The organism is Saccharopolyspora spinosa NRRL 18395, assembly GCF_000194155.1.
GTDB classification, from domain to species: domain Bacteria; phylum Actinomycetota; class Actinomycetes; order Mycobacteriales; family Pseudonocardiaceae; genus Saccharopolyspora; species Saccharopolyspora spinosa.
Genome location: NZ_GL877878.1, coordinates 2,512,758 through 2,529,492 on the forward strand (window position 1 = coordinate 2,512,758; position 16,735 = coordinate 2,529,492).

16 protein-coding genes are annotated in these 16,735 nt (G+C 68.3%); 5 read left to right on the forward strand and 11 right to left on the reverse strand.

Features of this window, described 5'->3' with window-relative positions; genetic code table 11:
* The first annotated feature begins 9 nt into the window (after nucleotides 1-9).
* Nucleotides 10-972, forward strand: a complete 963-nt coding sequence (galE, locus tag SSPN_RS0112615) for a UDP-glucose 4-epimerase GalE (RefSeq protein ID WP_010695184.1) — start codon at nucleotides 10-12, stop codon at nucleotides 970-972.
* A 44-nt stretch (nucleotides 973-1,016) separates the two neighbouring features.
* Here galE and SSPN_RS0112620 read toward each other — a convergent pair whose 3' ends face one another.
* Together SSPN_RS0112620 and SSPN_RS0112625 are read right to left on the reverse strand one after the other, a co-directional pair.
* Nucleotides 1,017-2,120 carry a DUF4192 domain-containing protein gene (locus SSPN_RS0112620; RefSeq protein WP_010695186.1) on the reverse strand — a complete coding sequence of 368 codons (1,104 nt, stop codon included), beginning with the start codon at nucleotides 2,118-2,120 and terminating at the stop codon, nucleotides 1,017-1,019.
* Nucleotides 2,121-2,443: 323 nt separating this feature from the next.
* Nucleotides 2,444-4,225 (reverse strand): Xaa-Pro dipeptidyl-peptidase, encoded by a 1,782-nt coding sequence (locus SSPN_RS0112625; RefSeq protein WP_010695188.1) that lies wholly within the window; start codon nucleotides 4,223-4,225, stop codon nucleotides 2,444-2,446.
* A gap of 158 nt (nucleotides 4,226-4,383) precedes the next feature.
* On the opposite strand from SSPN_RS0112625, the gene SSPN_RS0112630 reads away from it, so the two are divergent.
* Nucleotides 4,384-4,683 carry a hypothetical protein gene (locus SSPN_RS0112630; RefSeq protein ID WP_010695191.1) on the forward strand — a complete coding sequence of 100 codons (300 nt, stop codon included), beginning with the start codon at nucleotides 4,384-4,386 and terminating at the stop codon, nucleotides 4,681-4,683.
* Between the two features lie 174 nt (nucleotides 4,684-4,857).
* On the opposite strand, the gene SSPN_RS50895 is transcribed toward SSPN_RS0112630, so the two are convergent.
* The 4 genes from SSPN_RS50895 to SSPN_RS0112650 form a co-directional block, all read right to left on the reverse strand.
* A complete protein-coding gene (locus tag SSPN_RS50895) occupies nucleotides 4,858-5,043 on the reverse strand; it encodes a hypothetical protein (RefSeq protein ID WP_049887592.1) in 186 nt (61 codons plus the stop codon).
* A complete protein-coding gene (locus SSPN_RS0112640) occupies nucleotides 5,043-5,804 on the reverse strand; it encodes an SDR family oxidoreductase (RefSeq protein WP_010695197.1) in 762 nt (253 codons plus the stop codon). Before SSPN_RS0112640 ends, SSPN_RS50895 begins: the two co-directional genes overlap by 1 nt.
* 62 nt (nucleotides 5,805-5,866) lie before the next feature.
* Complete coding sequence (locus SSPN_RS0112645; RefSeq protein ID WP_083821882.1) at nucleotides 5,867-6,145, reverse strand: hypothetical protein; 279 nt, start codon at nucleotides 6,143-6,145, stop codon at nucleotides 5,867-5,869.
* A gap of 34 nt (nucleotides 6,146-6,179) precedes the next feature.
* Nucleotides 6,180-7,316, reverse strand: coding sequence for a methyltransferase (locus SSPN_RS0112650; protein ID WP_010695202.1), 1,137 nt, complete (start codon nucleotides 7,314-7,316; stop codon nucleotides 6,180-6,182).
* 465 nt (nucleotides 7,317-7,781) lie between these two features.
* On the opposite strand from SSPN_RS0112650, the gene SSPN_RS43610 reads away from it, so the two are divergent.
* Complete coding sequence (locus SSPN_RS43610) at nucleotides 7,782-8,210, forward strand: hypothetical protein (RefSeq protein WP_010695203.1); 429 nt, start codon at nucleotides 7,782-7,784, stop codon at nucleotides 8,208-8,210.
* A 224-nt stretch (nucleotides 8,211-8,434) separates the two neighbouring features.
* Nucleotides 8,435-8,734, forward strand: a complete 300-nt coding sequence (locus SSPN_RS59630) for a hypothetical protein (protein WP_143539513.1) — start codon at nucleotides 8,435-8,437, stop codon at nucleotides 8,732-8,734.
* A gap of 64 nt (nucleotides 8,735-8,798) precedes the next feature.
* On the opposite strand, the gene SSPN_RS0112665 is transcribed toward SSPN_RS59630, so the two are convergent.
* From SSPN_RS0112665 to SSPN_RS59635, 3 genes are all read right to left on the reverse strand, one after another.
* Nucleotides 8,799-11,627 (reverse strand): vitamin B12-dependent ribonucleotide reductase, encoded by a 2,829-nt coding sequence (locus SSPN_RS0112665; protein ID WP_010695205.1) that lies wholly within the window; start codon nucleotides 11,625-11,627, stop codon nucleotides 8,799-8,801.
* A gap of 163 nt (nucleotides 11,628-11,790) precedes the next feature.
* A complete protein-coding gene (nrdR, locus tag SSPN_RS0112670) occupies nucleotides 11,791-12,285 on the reverse strand; it encodes a transcriptional regulator NrdR (RefSeq protein ID WP_010695206.1) in 495 nt (164 codons plus the stop codon).
* 349 nt (nucleotides 12,286-12,634) lie between these two features.
* Nucleotides 12,635-13,099 carry a LysM peptidoglycan-binding domain-containing protein gene (locus SSPN_RS59635; protein WP_237710531.1) on the reverse strand — a complete coding sequence of 155 codons (465 nt, stop codon included), beginning with the start codon at nucleotides 13,097-13,099 and terminating at the stop codon, nucleotides 12,635-12,637.
* Nucleotides 13,100-13,312: 213 nt separating this feature from the next.
* Between SSPN_RS59635 and lexA the strand changes: the two genes are divergently transcribed.
* Entirely contained in the window at nucleotides 13,313-14,035 is a 723-nt protein-coding gene (gene lexA, locus SSPN_RS0112685) for a transcriptional repressor LexA (RefSeq protein ID WP_010695210.1), read from the forward strand.
* A 281-nt stretch (nucleotides 14,036-14,316) separates the two neighbouring features.
* Here the strand turns inward: lexA and SSPN_RS0112690 are convergent, their stop codons facing one another.
* Both SSPN_RS0112690 and hflX read right to left on the reverse strand, forming a co-directional pair.
* Complete coding sequence (locus SSPN_RS0112690; protein WP_010695211.1) at nucleotides 14,317-15,366, reverse strand: NHL repeat-containing protein; 1,050 nt, start codon at nucleotides 15,364-15,366, stop codon at nucleotides 14,317-14,319.
* The gene (gene hflX / locus SSPN_RS0112695) at nucleotides 15,363-16,730 is read right to left on the reverse strand and encodes a GTPase HflX (protein WP_237710640.1); all 1,368 of its coding nucleotides are present in this window, start codon (nucleotides 16,728-16,730) and stop codon (nucleotides 15,363-15,365) included. Before hflX ends, SSPN_RS0112690 begins: the two co-directional genes overlap by 4 nt.
* Nucleotides 16,731-16,735: the final 5 nt, after the last annotated feature.

A 16,735-nucleotide genomic window follows, 5' to 3' on the forward strand; every position in this document is an offset into this window, starting at 1 on the left:
AGTTCGCAGGTGAAGCTCCTCGTCACAGGCGGTGCAGGCTACGTCGGAAGCGTGTGCGCAGCACGCCTGGTGGAAGTCGGCCACGAGGTCGTCGTGGTCGACGACCTGTCCACCGGGCACGCCGACGCCGTCCCGGTCGGCTGCAAGTTCGTCGAGGCCGACATCGCGACGGCGGCGAGCGAGCTGCTCACGGAGCCGTTCGACGGTGTGCTGCACTTCGCGGCCAAGTCGCTGGTCGGCGAATCCATGCAGGATCCGCAGAAGTACTGGCAGGGCAACGTGGTCACCTCGCTGCGGCTGCTGGACGCGATGCGCGAGCACGGCACGCCGCGGCTCGTGTTCTCCTCCACCGCCGCGACCTACGGCGAGCCGGAGGTCGCACCGATCACGGAGGACACCGCGACCCGCCCGACGAACACCTACGGCGCGACGAAGCTGGCGATCGACCACGCGATCACCTCGTACGCCGACGCCCACGGCATCGGCGCGGTCAGCCTGCGGTACTTCAACGTCGCCGGCGCACACGGGGCATTCGGCGAGCGGCACACGGTCGAGACGCACCTGATCCCGATCGTTCTGCAAGTCGCCCTCGGCCAACGGGCGCAGGTGCAGATCTTCGGCGAGGACTGGCCCACCACCGACGGCACCTGCATCCGCGACTACATCCACGTCACCGACCTCGCCGACGCCCACCTGCTGGCGCTGGAAAGCGCTGCCCCGGGCCAGCACCGGATCTACAACCTCGGCAACGGCACGGGATTCTCGGTCAAGCAGGTGATCGACACCTGCCGCAAGGTGACCGGCCACCCGATCCCGGCGAAGGTGGCGCCGCGCCGGGCCGGTGACCCGGCGACGCTGGTGGCGTCGAGCCTGCGCGCGCGGGAGGAACTGGGCTGGACTCCGCAGCGCGCCGACCTCGAAGTGATCGTTCGGGACGCTTGGGAGTTCACCCGGCTGCGCCAGGAATCCTGAACGCCGCCAAGGCATTTCGTTCTCGCTCGTCTCGTCGTGATTCATCACCAGGCTCCGTCCTCTTCGAGCATGATCCGGGCGTCTTCGGCGGCATCGCGGGCGATGACCGCAAGGTCGGCCGGTGAGATGCCGGCTTCGATGGCTTGTTGGAGCAGGAGCCCGAGCCGGTGGTCGGGGCGGGCGCGCTCGATCCGCTCCAGCGCGGCACCGGCCAGCGCCCCTTCGCCCCGCAGGTAAGCGGAGAACGCCAGCAGCGCGGCGACCTCGGGCATTTCCGGGTCGGGAGCCTTGCGGACCAGGGTCAGCCAGAGTTCTTCGGCTGCCCTGGCCGTATCGCCCAAGGCGGTGCCCAGGGCAATGTCGCGCACCCTGGTGTCGGACACCGCGAGCAGTACGCGCAGAAGGTCGTCCTCGGTCAACGCGGCGCCGGTGCCGACGCGTTGAATGGCGGCGAACACGGCCCGCAGGTCGCGGGCTACCTTTCCCGGGTCGTAGCCGTCATCGCGTTCCTCGGTCAGCAGGTCGAGCTTCGCCGACCAGCGCGACACGGTCTCGGCCGACTCGGGTGCGACGAGCGCCCGCAGCTCCTCCCGACTGCCGAAGGTCACCGCCCCCGCCGCGGCCATTGCCGCAGCGACCGTCGAGCCCTTCGGGTCGGCGACCACGCCGGAGCAGTCCGGGTCCGCGTAGCACGCCCACTCGGCACCGGCTCGGATCTCCGGCACCCACAAAGCGTGGGCGGTCACGACCCCGGCGCGGTGGAACGCGTCGGAGACCACTTCGATCAGGTCGACGTGCGGTGGTCCGGTATCTCCACCGTCCGCGGTGGAGGAATCTCGGCAGCGGCCGGCGCAGGCGTCGCCGCAGGCAGCGACGTTCGGTTTCTCGCCGACGACGACCAGGATGATGGCTTCGGCTTGTTGCCGGCCCAGCGGGCCGGCAACAAGTTGCTCACCGAAGGCGCAGACCCGCATCGGGCAGGGCAGGTCGGTGCGCAACGTGACGCCGAATGTCGGCGTGGCCGCAAGATCGTGCAGGGTGAGCACGACGAGCGAGTGCGTCGGGTGGAACCCGAGCATGTGCGGCACGGCGGCGAGCAGGTCGGCGGGTTCGGTGAGCGAAATGGTGGTGTTGAGTCGCGTTGTCATGCCGCAAACGATCGACGCCGAAACGGCCCGGCGAAAGGCCTTTTCCGGAATCTGTTGACAGATCAGTCCGCTGTGGACAACTCAGCCGAGCACGGCCGCAAAATCCACTATGGAGTGACGATCAGCCGGGTCATTTGCGTCACTCTGTCGACGCTTACGCTCAGTTTCCATGACTCAATGCGAATCCTCGTCGCAATTGCCCTGGAGTATTCCGGCCTCTCAAGAGGCAACAACCGTATGCTTGCGGCACTCGGCTCGCACTCGCTGCAGGACTCGGGCATTCCCGCAGCGGGCTGCAATGCAAGCCGCTTTCCGAGCGGTCCTCACCCGATGGACCCGACAAGCGGCAGCTGGATCCGCGTGCGGGACAGATCGAGTTCCAGCCCGGTTCCCGGCTTCGGGCGCACCGTGAAGTCGTGATCGCTGGACAGCACGACGATCCCGAGCCGGTGCCCCGGCGCGAACACGAAGTCATCCGGCTGCATCGCCACGTCGATCGAGTAGTTCTTTCCGGGTTCGATCGACGACGTCCGATCGATCGCGTGCCGGTTCTGCGGGTCCGCCCACCCCCGGGTGATCACCGAGACCGCGCCGTCCGGCGCCTGGTCCACCAGCAGCGCCGTCACGTTGGCGGCAGGTCGGTCGAAGGTCAGCGCCAACTGAGCCCGAACCGCCCCGCTGACCCGGGCCGGAGCCGCCAGCGGGTCGCTGAAGTAGGCGAGCCGGTTCGGCGAACTCGGCGCCGCCGCAAGGTCGTCCGCCAACTGGCCCGCGTCGTCGCGAAGCGCCTCCACCACCCGGCCGGAAACCCGCGCTTCGGTGAGCCCGCCCCGCTCTGCACCGCCTGCTGTGGGCCGCAACGTCACCGCACGCGCCTCCGGCGCCGGCCACTCGGCTTCCTCGGTCCAGTTGCCGTCCTCTCGCTGCAAGGTGGCCCTCGGCTCGCCCTCGACGCCGTTGGGCACGTCGTACAGGTACCGGGTGAACCACCGGTTCAGCGTGCGAAGCCATTCCTGCTCCCGCAGCCGGAGAGGATCGGTGTGCCCCCACTGGTGCCACCAGATCTTGTGCGGCACGTCGTGTTCCCGCAGCGCTGCATACCACTGCGCGGCCTGCCTGGTCTTGACGTTCCAGTCGTTGAGCCCGTGCACGGAAAGCACCGCGGTGTGGACCTTGTCGACGTCGTTGAGGTAGTTCCGCTCGTCCCAGAACCTGCTGAAGTCGCCGGTGATCCGGTCCTGGTCCGCGGTGAGCTGGTCGATCACCGCTCGGCACGGCTCGCGATCCGCTCGGGTGTGCACGTACTTGGCCAGCACGTCGGCGTCTTCGCCCTGGTAGCCGCCGGGCGCCACGACCGCCCCGTCGGAGCGGTAATAGTCGTACCAGTTCGAGATCGCCCCGATCGGCACGATCGCCTCAAGTCCTTCGACTCCCGTGCTGGCCACCGCGTTGGAAAGGGTGCCGTTGTAGGACACCCCAATCATGCCGACCTTGCCGGTCGCCCAGCCCGCGTCGACCGGCGCGCCGGACGCGTCGTGGCCGGGCGCGCGGGAGTTCAGCCAGTCCACCACCGACTTGGCGCCGATCGCCTCGTTCTCGGCCCCGGTGGTCGGGCAGCCGGTGGACTGACCGGTGCCCAGCGATTCGCCGTACACCACCGCGTATCCCCTGGCCAGCAGGTATTCCTCGTACGCCCAGCTTATTTCGGCGGCCGCCGAAATAAGCTCGTCGCCCTGGGCGGTGCGGATGGTCCGGTTGCCCGGCCGCTCGGGGACGTACAGTTCGGTGTCGACGTTGTGGTTGGGGACATCGTTCCCGCCGGAGAAGTAAGGGCTGGCCTGGTAGACGACCGGCACCCGCAGACCCTGCTCGGTCTCCTTCGGTCGCAACACCTGGACGTGCACCAGGTCGTCCTGGCCATCCCGGTCGCTGTCCACCGGCGCGGTCACGAACAGGTCCTCGCGCACCACCTGCGCCGGGTCGAACACCGGTTGTGCCTCGCCGTCCTGGAACACCGGGCCCCGCGGTGATTCGGCGATCGCCGGCAACCCGGTGAGAGGTAGGACGCAAACCGCCGCCAGCAAACCCAACCGAACGCGACGCATGCACGTCTCCTGAAGCCGAAGGGAAATCGACACCAGCACTTTTCTTAGCGCGGAACGCGAAGTCAATCACCGCTTCGGCGGGTTTACGCGAGAAATCTCCGCTCGTCGCGCAGTAGAGTCGGAGCAGGTATTCGGCATCGAACCCGCGAGGAGCGAGCATGTCCATTCCGTCCAGCCTGCTGGCCTCGGCCGGATTGATCGGCGGCTTCGCGGTCGCCCGCGCGACCAAGCACCGGCACTGGGGCGGAGTGGTGGCCGCGGGTGCCGGGCTCGGCGCGATGGAGGCATGCCGCCGCCGGACGGGTGTTGCCCCGGCCCTCGCGCTGGGTGCCACCTATGCTGCGGCGCTGACCGGCTCGCACCCGCTGGCCAAGAAGATCGGTGCCTGGCCGTCGGTGTTCGCAGTCACCGGGGCGACGGCTGTCGCCGCTCACCTGTTGGCAAAGCGCCGCGGGTGAGCAACAGCAGCACCAACGGGATCGCCGCGGTCACGATCAGCGCCGTCACCAGCATCGACGCCGCTGTGCGCGGCGGGTGCGCGGCGTGGAAAACAGGTGCGGAACCGCCCAAACAGGGTTCGACGTCAACGCGACGTAGACCAAGGTTCGTTCCAGGAAGACCGCGGCGAGCACCTATTCGACGATTACGGTGCCATGAACCTTGCCATGCTGGCGGTGCTCTACGTTGAACGGCGGATAGTCGTCCACCGTCGGAATTCCGCCGTAGAACGAACGTGGGAAGAACAGCGTCCAGGAACCCACCGCGACGTGCACGAACGTCAGGAAGAACAACCCTGAGCGCAGGGCGGCGCGCATCATCACGCCTTCCGCTCGGCCAGGAACTCGTCAAACGTGATCCGGCCGACCGCCTGGTCCGGAGCCAGGTGGCCGCCGCGGCGGAAGCCGGCGAACGCCGCACCCGGTAGCCGGACCGGCAGCAGAACTCTGCGGTGTCCGGTCGAATCAAGACAGGCGCGAGCCAGATCTCGATGGCTACGGATCTCCGGCCCACCCATGTCCGGGATCCGACCGGCCGGCTCTCCGACCGCGAGTCCGGCCAGGCGGTCCGCGACGTCGCGGACGTCGATGGGCTGGAAATCCACCCCGGCGAGGGCCCCGATCACCGGGGACCTCCGCTGCACCGAGGTCATGCGGGCGACCAGGTCGTGAAACTGCGTCGTCCGGAGGATCGTCCACGGCAACCCGGAGTCCGCCACGCGCTGCTCTGCGGCGAATTTGGCGCGGTAGTAGAACAGCGGCACCTGGTCCACACCCACGATCGAGATGTAGACCAGGTGCGGATCGCCGTTGCGTCGGGCGGCGTCGATCAGGCATTGGGTAGCCGCCACGTCCTTTCGCCCCAGCGTGGTGGCGCAATGCACGATCGCGTCCACATCGGACGTCGCCGCAGCGATGCCCTCGCCCGTGCGCAGATCCCCGGTCGCCCACCCGTGCGGAACGTCCGCTGGCCGCGGGCGCCGGCTCAGCACGCGCACGTCGTGCCCGGCGTCGAGCAACCTGCGCAGCACGGCCTTGCCCAACGTGCCTGTCCCGCCTGTCACCAAGATCGGCTTCTGCATTCGTTCGCCCTCCCTGCGGTCTTGTCGTCGACGGGACGAGATGGAGCCGCCCGGTGTGACGATCATTCACCCGGCGGGTGCCACGGCCGCAGTCGCGGCACCCACGCTGGCACCGCGCGGCGGTACCGTTCGTACTCCGCTCCGAACCGGCAGACGAGCACCGGTTCTTCCCGGCACCGCACGAGGATGATCAGCAGCGCGCCCAGCACGCGGACGGGCAGCCAGTACGGCAGCTGGCGCCACTGCCATCCCGTTAGCGGCCTGGGGACGAGAACCGTGACGGTTCCCGGCCCCAGGACGAAGAACACCGCGCTGCCGACGGCAGCTGTGGTTCTGCGCATGACCACACCGCCTCCTCCGACTTCTTCCCCGAGGCTACGTCCGGGTGGCGCGATCCCCGATCGACGCGAGCCGCCACAGGGACGTGACCTCGGCGGAGCGGGCGGTGTGCAACGGGTCGGTGGGGTCCGAGGCTCTCGGATGGCTGGGCCGAACGTCCGACCGCCCGACGACGCGGAGCCCGGCCCCGCTGATCGCGGCCAGCAGTTCGGTTCGGCTGCGCAGCCCGAGGCGCTCCGCGAGATCCGACAGGATCAGCCAAGCCTCCCCACCCGGTCGGAGGTGCTCGGGCAATCCGGCGAGGAAATCCCGGAGCATCCGGCTGTCCGGGTCGTAGACGGCGTGGTCCAGCAGCGAGTGGGGCTGCGCCGGAAGCCACGGCGGGTTGCACACGACCAGTTGCGCGCGCCCAGACGGGAAGAGATCAGCCTGCACCAGGTCGATCCGCCCGGCGAGCCCCAGGTTCCGGACGTTTTCCTCGGCGCATCGGATCGCTCGTGCCGAACTGTCGGTGGCCACGACGCGCGCAACGCCGCGCCGGGTGAGAACGGCCGCCAGCACACCGGTCCCGGTGCCGATGTCGAAGGCGAGTTCCACCGACGGCAGCGGGGTTTCGGCGATCAGATCCACGTACTCACCTCGAGTTGGGGCGAAAACCCCGTAGTGGGCGTGGATGCGCGCGCCGAGAGCCGGGATCGAGATGCCCTTCTTGCGCCATTCGTGCGCGCCGATCACGCCGAACAGTTCCCGCAACGGAACCACGTACGGGACGTTGGCCTGCCCGTAGACCTCGTGGCACGCCAACCGAACGTCAGGTGCGCGCCGAAGCGGCAGCACATGACCGGGGTCGAGGCGGACCAGGACCAGTGCCAGCGTGCGGGCTCGACGCGATTGCTCCCGCCGATGCGCGTGGAACGCCTCGGAGACGGACAGGCCGTGTGTCCTTGTCCGCCGGATACGGCGCGAAACCGCGCTGAGCAGTTGGCGCGCGTTGTGGAAATCTCCGCGCCACAGCAAACCGGTTCCACGCGATACGAGCTCGTACGCCTCGTTCGCGGACATCCGGTCATCCGCGTCGACGATACGAGCCGGCGGCCGGGAACCGTTCGCTGAGAGCCACCGAAGCACACCTTTTTGCTGCGGGCAGGCAGCATTGTCGTCGGAAAAGTTCATGAACCGCTCCGCTCCTGCAGCCGGGCCGACCTGCGCAAGGTGGGAAGTGGACGATCTGCGCCCCAGCAAACGGCGAACGGCCCGGCGAACCGGAGAAATGGTCGCGGGCAGCATTGATCAACCGGTGGGGCCGGAGTCCTTGACTAACCGACCACAGCAGCATGAACGGGTGTCATCACGCCGCGAAGTCTAGCTCCGCCGCCCATCGACGCAGTGAGCGGCAACGGTCGCCATTTCCGCTCACGGCGCTGCGCTATGCCGTTTCCGCGAGACTCAGCTCCGGCGCTGCGCCGGAGCTCGTCGGCGATCCGCCCGGGTCGCCGACAGCCAGCCATTGTCGCAGCACCGCCTGCGTGCCCGGATGCGCCGCCGGAGAGCCCGAACCGCAAAAAGACCAGCGGTCACGCCTTGCCGGGGACTACCGTCTGGTCCGCTGCTCCATCCGCCACCCGAACTGGAGAACCCGTGCCGCCTGAACGCCTCTTCGAAATCCAAATCGGCTTCTACGCGACCGAGGAAGACGTCACGCGGCTCACCGGGGAATGGACCCAACTGCTGGACAGCCGCGCAGTGCCGTACCAGCTCTCCGTTGCGGGGCAGGAGAACTCGGCACCCATGCCGCTCGCCGAGTTCTACGCGGACCTCCCCCAGCAGTGGCGGTACGGGCATCCCGAAGCCGACCCCGGATCCCGCGACATCCACCAGATCCGGGTCGGCGTGCTCACCCCCCGGCCGCAGATGGACACCCTCCGCAACGAGCTCACCCGCGTCATCTGCCCGGACCCCGACCACAATTCTCCCTGCGCCATGCCGTGGGCATCCGCCTTCACCGACAGCGAAGAAAGCCCGGACGCGGCCGAAGACCTGAACCGGCAGTACGGACATCTTCGCTGAACCGCTGGGTACGTTAGAAACGCGCTTCCTGGAGCACGTCGACGACTGCCACCGGACCACCATCGCAACGAGCTGCTCGAAATCGGCGCACAACTCGCGACGTGTTCGCCGCGATCCTCCCGCGCGTGGCCGGCGAACTGCCGGAGGTGGCGAAGATCGATCCCCCGAGCCGATGGTCGCAACGGTGTCGGCGGGCCTGGACGCGCACATCGATTACTTCGTTCGTGAACCGGCAGACCGTGCTGGCCGCGAACAGGACGTCGTCGTGCGACCCGGTGATCCAGGCGATCATCTCCGACGAAATGGGACAGCTCCGGCAGCGCATCCTCAATTCGTCCGAACTCGACGGTCTGCGTAGCGAGGTCGCGTCGGCAGCGCTGCACGCGTGGCTGGTGTTCGTCCGCGCGATCTGCGTGGAATGGCTGGCGAACGAGGCTTTCTCCCGCTGTCCAATCGACACTGGAATCTTCCCAAGGCAGCAGACGCAGAGTGGGAGCCGACCCGAAGGCCGACCCCCACTCTGACGTGCAGGTCATCCGCTTGCGCGAACCATGCTCAATGCTGCATCGGATGCAATTCCGCTGAGAATCAGCTGCAGCCAGAGGTGGAGCCGCAGCCCTCGCACAGGTAGCAGGAACCCGACGGGCGCATCTTGGTGCCGCAGGTCATGCACAGCGGCGCGTCCGCGGCCTTGCCGAGGCGCAGTTCCAGCAGCTCGGTCGAGCTGCCCACGCGCTGCTCCTCTGCCTTCGGCTGCTCGAACTTCTTCGAGTAGTCCACAGTGGAACGCATCGTGTCCAGGTCGACATCCGAGCTCTGCTCGGCCGGCACCACATCGGTGCCGTTGACCTGCGCCTCCCGCTCGTCGACGGTGAAGACGCCCAGCTGGGCACGCTTCTCGTAGGGCAGGTAGTCCAGTGCGAGTCGGCGGAACAGGTAGTCCAGCACGCTGCTCGCCATCCGGATATCCGGGTCATCGGTCATCCCGGCCGGTTCGAAGCGCAGGTTCTGGAACTTCGAGACGTAGAACTCCAGCGGGATCCCGTACTGCAGACCCACCGAGATCGACATCGAGAAGGCGTCCATGACACCGGCCAGCGTCGAACCCTGCTTGCCCAGCTTGACAAAGATCTCGCCCAGCCCGTCGTCCGGGTACGAACCGGCGTGTAGGTAGCCCTCCGCGCCACCGACGGTGAAGGACACCGTCTGGCTCGGCCGCTTCTTCGGCAGGCGCTTGCGGACCGGGCGGTACTCGATCTGCTTCTCGACCGCCTTCTCCGACTCGCCCTTGTCGCCCCTGCCCGCCGACAGCGGCTGGCCGACCTTGCAGTTGTCGCGGTAGATCGCCAGCGCCTTCAGACCCAGCTTCCAGCCCTCGAAGTAGAGCTGCTCGACCTCTTCGACGGTCGCCGACTCCGGCATGTTCACCGTCTTGGAGATCGCGCCTGAGATGAACGACTGCACCGCAGCCATCATCCGCACATGGCCCATCGGCGCGATCGAGCGATCGCCCATCGCGCAGTCGAAGACCTCGTAGTGCTCGTGCCGCAGGCCAGGTGCGTCGACCACGTGGCCGTTCTCGGCGATGTATTCGACGATCGCCTCGATCTGCTCTTCCTGGTAGCCCAGCGCATGCAGCGCGCGCGGCACCGTCTGGTTGACGATCTGCATGGAGCCGCCGCCGACCAGCTTCTTGAACTTGACCAGCGCCAGGTCCGGCTCGATGCCGGTCGTGTCGCAGTCCATCATCAGACCGATGGTCCCGGTCGGGGCCAGCACCGAAGCCTGCGCGTTGCGCCAGCCGTTGCGGGCACCGATCTCCAGGCCTTCCTGCCACACCTTCGTCGCCAGCTTGTGCACGGAGGCGTCGTTGCGGTGGTAAGTGCGGACCAGGTCGTTAGCCGCCGCGTGCTTGCGCATCACGCGGCGGTGGGCCTCGGCGTTGCGGGCGTACCCGTCGTACGGGCCGACCACGCCGGCCAACTCCGCCGACCGCTTGTAGGCGGTACCGGTCATCAGGGAGGTGATCGCCGCCGCCAGCGCCCGGCCGCCGTCGGAGTCGTAGGCGTGGCCAGTCGCCATCAGCAGCGCGCCCAGGTTGGCGTAGCCGATACCCAGCTGCCGGAACTTCCGGGTGGTGTCGCCGATCGCCTCGGTCGGGAAGTCCGCGAAGCAGATCGAGATGTCCATCGCGGTGATGACGAACTCGACGGCCTTCTCGAACACCTCGGCGTTGAAGGTCAGGTCATCGCGCAGGAACTTCAGCAGGTTCAGCGAGGCCAGGTTGCAGCTGGAGTTGTCCAGGTGCATGTACTCCGAGCACGGGTTGGACGCGGTGATCCGGCCCGTCTCCGGCGAGGTATGCCAGTCGTTGATCGTGTCGTCGTACTGGATGCCCGGGTCGGCGCACTCCCAGGCAGCCTTCGCCATCTTGCGGAACAGGTCGCGGGCCTGCACCGTGTCCAGCACATCGCCGGTCATCCGGGCCCGCAGCCCGAACCGGCCGTTACTCTCCACCGCGCGCATGAACTCGTCGGAGACGCGCACGGAGTTGTTGGCGTTCTGGTACTGCACCGAGTTGGAGTCGGCACCGCCGAGGTCCATGTCAAAGCCGGCGTCGCGCAGCGCGCGGATCTTGTGCTCCTCGCGCGCCTTGGTGTCGATGAACTCCTCGATGTCCGGGTGGTCGACGTCGAGCACCACCATCTTCGCCGCGCGGCGGGTCGCACCGCCGGACTTGATGGTGCCCGCGGACGCGTCGGCGCCACGCATGAACGACACCGGACCGGACGCGGTGCCGCCGGAGGACAGCAGTTCTCGCGAGGAGCGGATGCGGGACAGGTTCAGCCCGGCCCCGGAACCGCCCTTGAAGATCAGGCCCTCTTCCTTGTACCAGTCGAGGATCGACTCCATCGTGTCATCGACCGACAGGATGAAGCAGGCCGACACCTGCTGCCGGGAGCTGGTGCCGACGTTGAACCACACCGGCGAGTTGAAGCTGAACACCTGGTGCAGCAGCATCCAGGTCAGCTCGTGCTCGAAGATCTCGGCGTCGGCATCGGTCGCGAAGTAGCCGTGCTCGACGCCCGCTGCGACGTAGGTCAGCGCGACGCGATCGATGAGCTGCCGGAGGCTGCTCTCACGGGTGTCGCTGCCCACCGCGCCGCGGAAGTACTTGCTGGTGACGATGTTGACGGCGTTCAGCGACCAGAAGTCGGGGAACTCCACCCCGCGCTGTTCGAAGTTGACCGACCCGTCCCGCCAGTTGGTCATCACCACATCGCGGCGCTCCCACTTGACCTCGTCGTAGGGATGCACCCCCTCCGTGGTGTAGACGCGCTGCACCCGGATGCCCTCGCGGGCACCTGCTTCCGGCTCCCCCGATGCGCCGGCCGGGCTACCGACGGTCTCTGTCATGACCTGACCCTCTTCCTTATCGCTCGCTGGTCGTGCTTCGTCGGCCCCGTCCGGTCTCCCCGTCCGGTTCGGTCGTGCCTCAATGTTCAGCGAAGCCCCACCGGGGGCCGTCCGCTGACGCCTTGCGTTTCCGCCCCCGCGGCGGGGCGTGCGCCGACGCGGCTTACTCACGGCCGCTCTCCGCGTTCTGCTCCGCACCGGCCTGCGCGGCGCGCCGCGCCGCGCGGAGGTCGGTGATCTCCTTCTCGAAGTCCTCCACCGAGGAGTACGCCCGGTACACGCTCGCGAAGCGCAGGTAGGCGACCTCGTCCAACTCCCGCAGTGGCCCGAGGATGGCCAGCCCCACCTCGTGGCTGGGCAGCTCGGAAACCCCGAGGGACCGGACCGTGTCCTCCACCTGGTGCGCGAGTTGCTGCAGCGCGTCCTCTTCCACCGGGCGCCCCTGACAGGCGCGGCGCACGCCGCGCACCACCTTCTCGCGGCTGAAGGGCTCGGTAACGCCGGAACGCTTGACCACCGAGAGCACGAGCTCCTCGATGGTCGTGAACCGCCGACCGCACGTCGAGCACGATCGCCTGCGCCGGATCGCCTGGCCTTCCTCGACCTCGCGCGAATCGACGACCCGGGAGTCCTCGCCGCGGCAGAACGGGCACCGCACCGGCCCTCACCCCCCTTCCCCAGTTTGGTCGCGGTCGCCCTCCGGCAACCAGCGCCCAACTCACCGTCCGTACGTGCGTGAGCACCCTACAAGCCCAACCTGTGGACTAAATACACGGACGTAACTACTAGATGTTGTGGTCGACTCTAAACCTCGGCCTACCGCGAAGCAAACTCGGCACGCCCCTTCGGCCTGACCGGTCGCCGCCGATCGGCCCAGCCGGCGGAAAACACCGAGGTCGCCACCGAAACCACCGGACGCGAGCCGCCGGACGACCACCGGCCGGCCAGGATCGGCGCCGCCCGCCGCCGATCCACCGGCGATCCCCAGCCGAACACCGTCGCGCGAATCAGTTGCCGACCGGAACCCTCAGCAGCCGACCGGCCTCCACAGCGGCCGCATCCAAATCGTTGAGCTCGATGATCTTCGCGACCACGGCGCGCGGGTCGCGGTCCGGCGCCACCCGGTCCGCGATCCGCCACAAAGTGTCACCGGCGTGCACTTCCACGACTGCGGTACCACCCGTCACCGGCGCGTCCCCGAGCCCGAAGAGCCCCACCAGCATGACAATGAGGAAAGTGAAGATCGCCACCGAGGTCAGCCAGAGCCACTCGCCCCGCCGGCGAGCCCGGTCGCAAGCGGCGACCGATCCCGCGGCGGATGCGCCGGTCGCGCGGAAGATGACACGACCGGGAACACGCTGGGCGTCGTCGCGCGGCCGTGACACCAGGACCGCATCGCCCACTCGCCTCCGCTCGACGACCTCCCGCTCGGCAGGACGTGCTCGTCTCGTCGCATCGATGTACGTGGTCATGATGCCTCCCACACCGGAAACCATGATCGAATAGATGTTCGATCGAACCTGCGTGCGATTGTGTACCAGGAGCACACCGTAGGGCGAGACTTGAGGCCTGAAATTAACTCGAACAGGTGTTTGATCTCTGGGTTTCTCCCGTCTACTGTGGAAATCGGGCGGACCGAACTCCCCCGCGATCAGCACCGCAGTTCACACGGACAGGAGGCAGCGGTGGCGAGTAATGCGACCGGCTCGATCAAGGGCCGCGTACAGGACGTCAAGGACGACTCCCCGGCCGACGTGCACAACCTGCCCGACCAGGCCAGCGGGGCCGACGAGCTCAGCGACCGCCAGGTCAAGGTTCTGGAGGCCATTCGGAAGTGGATGCGCGAGCACGGCTATCCGCCCAGCGTTCGCGAGATCGGCGATGCCGTCGGGCTCACCTCGACATCGTCGGTGGCCTACCAGCTCCGCGTGCTGGAGCGGAAGGGCTACCTGCGCCGGGATCCGCACCGACCACGCACCGTCGGCGTGCTCGTCGGCGGCGAGCCGGACTCGCCGGAGCTAGCCGGACAGGCCAAGCCCGCCTACGTGCCGGTGGTGGGCCGGATCGCGGCCGGCGGCCCGATCCTGGCCGAGGAGTCCATCGAGGACGTCTTCCCGCTGCCGAAGGAGATCGTCGGCGACGGCACCCTCTTCCTGCTCAAGGTGGTCGGCGACTCGATGGTGGACCTCGCCATCACCGACGGTGACTGGGTGGCGGTTCGCCAGCAGCCCGATGCGGACAACGGCGACGTCGTTGCCGCGATGATCGACGGCGAAGCGACCGTGAAGACTTTCAAGCGAACCGATGACCACGTATGGCTGTTGCCGCACAACACGGCCTACGAGCCGATCCTCGGCGACGACGCAGCAATCCTGGGCAAGGTCGTCGCGGTGCTGCGGCGCCTCTGACCTTCGGGCAGCCGACCTCGGCCGGGTCTTCCGACAACCGGGCCTCCGCCGCCTCGCAGCGGGATGTCAACTCGTGCATCCCGCGCAGGCGGCGGAGCATCGGCTGGTGGCGTCTGACGAACGCAGTTGGCCGCGCTTGCCCAAGTCGGTAGGCCTGGCGTATGCGGGGCTTGGCTCGCGCCACGATGCGGGTAGCGGAACTTCGGACATCGCTTCGCTTTGGGTTCCCGGCCGGTACACATCCACATCAAGCAGGTGACCTACCCGAGTCTCGCGGCCGCTCAGCGGCGCAGCCGACGCGTCACGAAGATGAGCAGTCCGGCCACCGCGGCCGCGAGCAACAGAGCTTGGCCGGCGGACATCCCGGAACCGGTCCGGTCCGCCAGTTGCGCTTGGTCAACGTCACCGCCCAGCGTCGGCTTAGCCGAGCCGTCGCCTTCGGTGTGCGCCCCGGTCGCTCGCGCTGCTGCCGCCACCCCGGGAATGCGCCGGACCGGCTGGTTGCCTTCCGACGCGGACAGCAGTGCGCCGTCCGGTTCCCACGCGATCGCCTCGCCTTGTTGCTCGTTCGGCAACGAGATGCGAAACGGTTCGCGCTGGAATGCCGCGACCAGATCGCCGTCCGGAGCGTCGTACACGTACGCCTCGGTGTAGGTGCGGATCGCGACCACCGTGCCGTCCTGGCTAACGGACCCACCCGTCACCAGAACCGAGCCGAGCGAGCCGTTAAAGGGGCCACCCGGTGTCTGGGTGGAACGCAGCGAGATCGAACCGACCCGCTCCAACGGCACGGTGCGATCCGCCGCCAATGGTCCGGCCGGGCCGTAGATACCGGCCGAACCGAGCGGTTCCTTGGTGACGATGTGCGGCACGCCGGCCCGGTCGAGCAGCAGGGCCTCCGCGTCGTGCGGCCCGTCCGGGTAGGCGAGGCGGTACAGCGTCGCGCCGCCGCCTGGCGGCATCACGTGCAGCGCGATGTCGTCCCGGCGGCGACGGTTGTCCCCGGTGTCGGCCAACCAGAGCGATCCGTCGCGCCCCAACGCGAGGTCCTCGACGTCGTAGGGGTCATTCGACGCTGTCCGGATTCCGCGGACCGAGCAGTCGGCCGGATCCAGCACGAACACCCGCAGCGAGCTGCCGCCATCGCTGATGGCGTACCAGGCGGAGCCATCCGATGCGAGACCGGACAACTCGGCGAGGCGCTTGTCGTCAACGCGACATTTCTCGACCGGCGCGAGCACCTGCTCCGCAGCAGCCTCGGGCGCCGTACCCGAGCCCACCAACAGCAGCAGTGCGGCCGCAGCCGCACCGCCCGCACCGGCAGTGCTCACCCGGTTCCCGCGAACGGCTGGAGCGCGCTGGCCAGGTCGGGCCGGACCTTGGCGCGGACCCGGGTGCCGTCCGGGGTGTGTTCCTCGTCGACCACTTCGCCTTCGGCGTGCACCCGCGCGACGAGTTCGCCACGGGTGTAGGGCACCAGCGCGTCCACGAAGACGTCGGGCCGGGGCAACCGGTCGGCGATGGCCTCGCGCAGCTCCTCGATGCCTTTGCCGCTTTGCGCGGAGACGAACACAGCGTCGGGCAGCAGCCGCCGAAGCTCGGCCATCCGGGTCGCATCGGCCGAGTCGATCTTGTTGACGACCAGCAGTTCCGGCGGCATCGCCGTCGTGTGATCCTCGGCGATCTCGTTCAGCACTTCGCGCACCGCAGCGACCTGTTCGTGCGGCGACGGTTCGGAGCCATCCACGACGTGTACCAGCAGGTCCGCGCCGCTGACCTCTTCCAGCGTCGAGCGGAACGCCTCCACGAGCTGGTGCGGCAGGTGCCGGACGAAGCCGACCGTGTCGGTCAACGTGTAGTTCCGGCCGTCCGGCGTGCTGGCCCGCCGCGTGGTCGGGTCCAGGGTGGCGAACAGCGCGTCCTCCACCAGCACTCCGGCCCCGGTCAACGCGTTCAGCAGGCTGGACTTCCCGGCGTTGGTGTAGCCGGCGATGGCCACGCTGGAAACCGCGTTGGCCTCCCGCCGACCTCGCTTGGTGCCGCGCACCGTGCGCATCGCGGAAAGGTCCTTGCGGAGCCTGCTGATGCGCTTGTGGATGCGCCGCCGGTCGGTCTCCAGCTTGGTCTCACCGGGACCACGGGTACCGACGCCGCCGTTGGCGCCGGCGCGGCCACCGGCCTGCCGGGACATCGTCTCGCCCCAACCGCGCAGGCGCGGCAGGAAGTACTGCAGCTGGGCGAGCTCGACTTGCGCCTTGCCCTCCTTGGACCGGGCGTGCTGGGCGAAGATGTCCAGGATCAGGGCGGTCCGGTCGACCACCTTGACCTTGAGCTTCTCCTCCAGCTGCCGCAGCTGACCGGGCGAGAGCTCGCCGTCGCAGATGACGGTGTCCGCCCCGGTGGCGACGACGATGTCACGCAGCTCGCGGACCTTGCCGGAGCCGACGTAGGTGCCGGGGTCCGGGCGGTCGCGGCGCTGGATGATGCCTTCCAGCACCTCGGAGCCGGCGGTTTCGGCGAGCCGGGCGAGCTCCGTCAACGACGCGTCGGCGTGCGCGGCGTCGCCGTCGGTCCAGACCCCGACAAGCACCACGCGCTCGAGGCGGAGTTGGCGGTATTCGACCTCGGTGATGTCCGCGAGCTCGGTGGACAGACCGCCGATCCGCCGCAGCGACGCACGGTCTGCGAGCTCCATCTCGC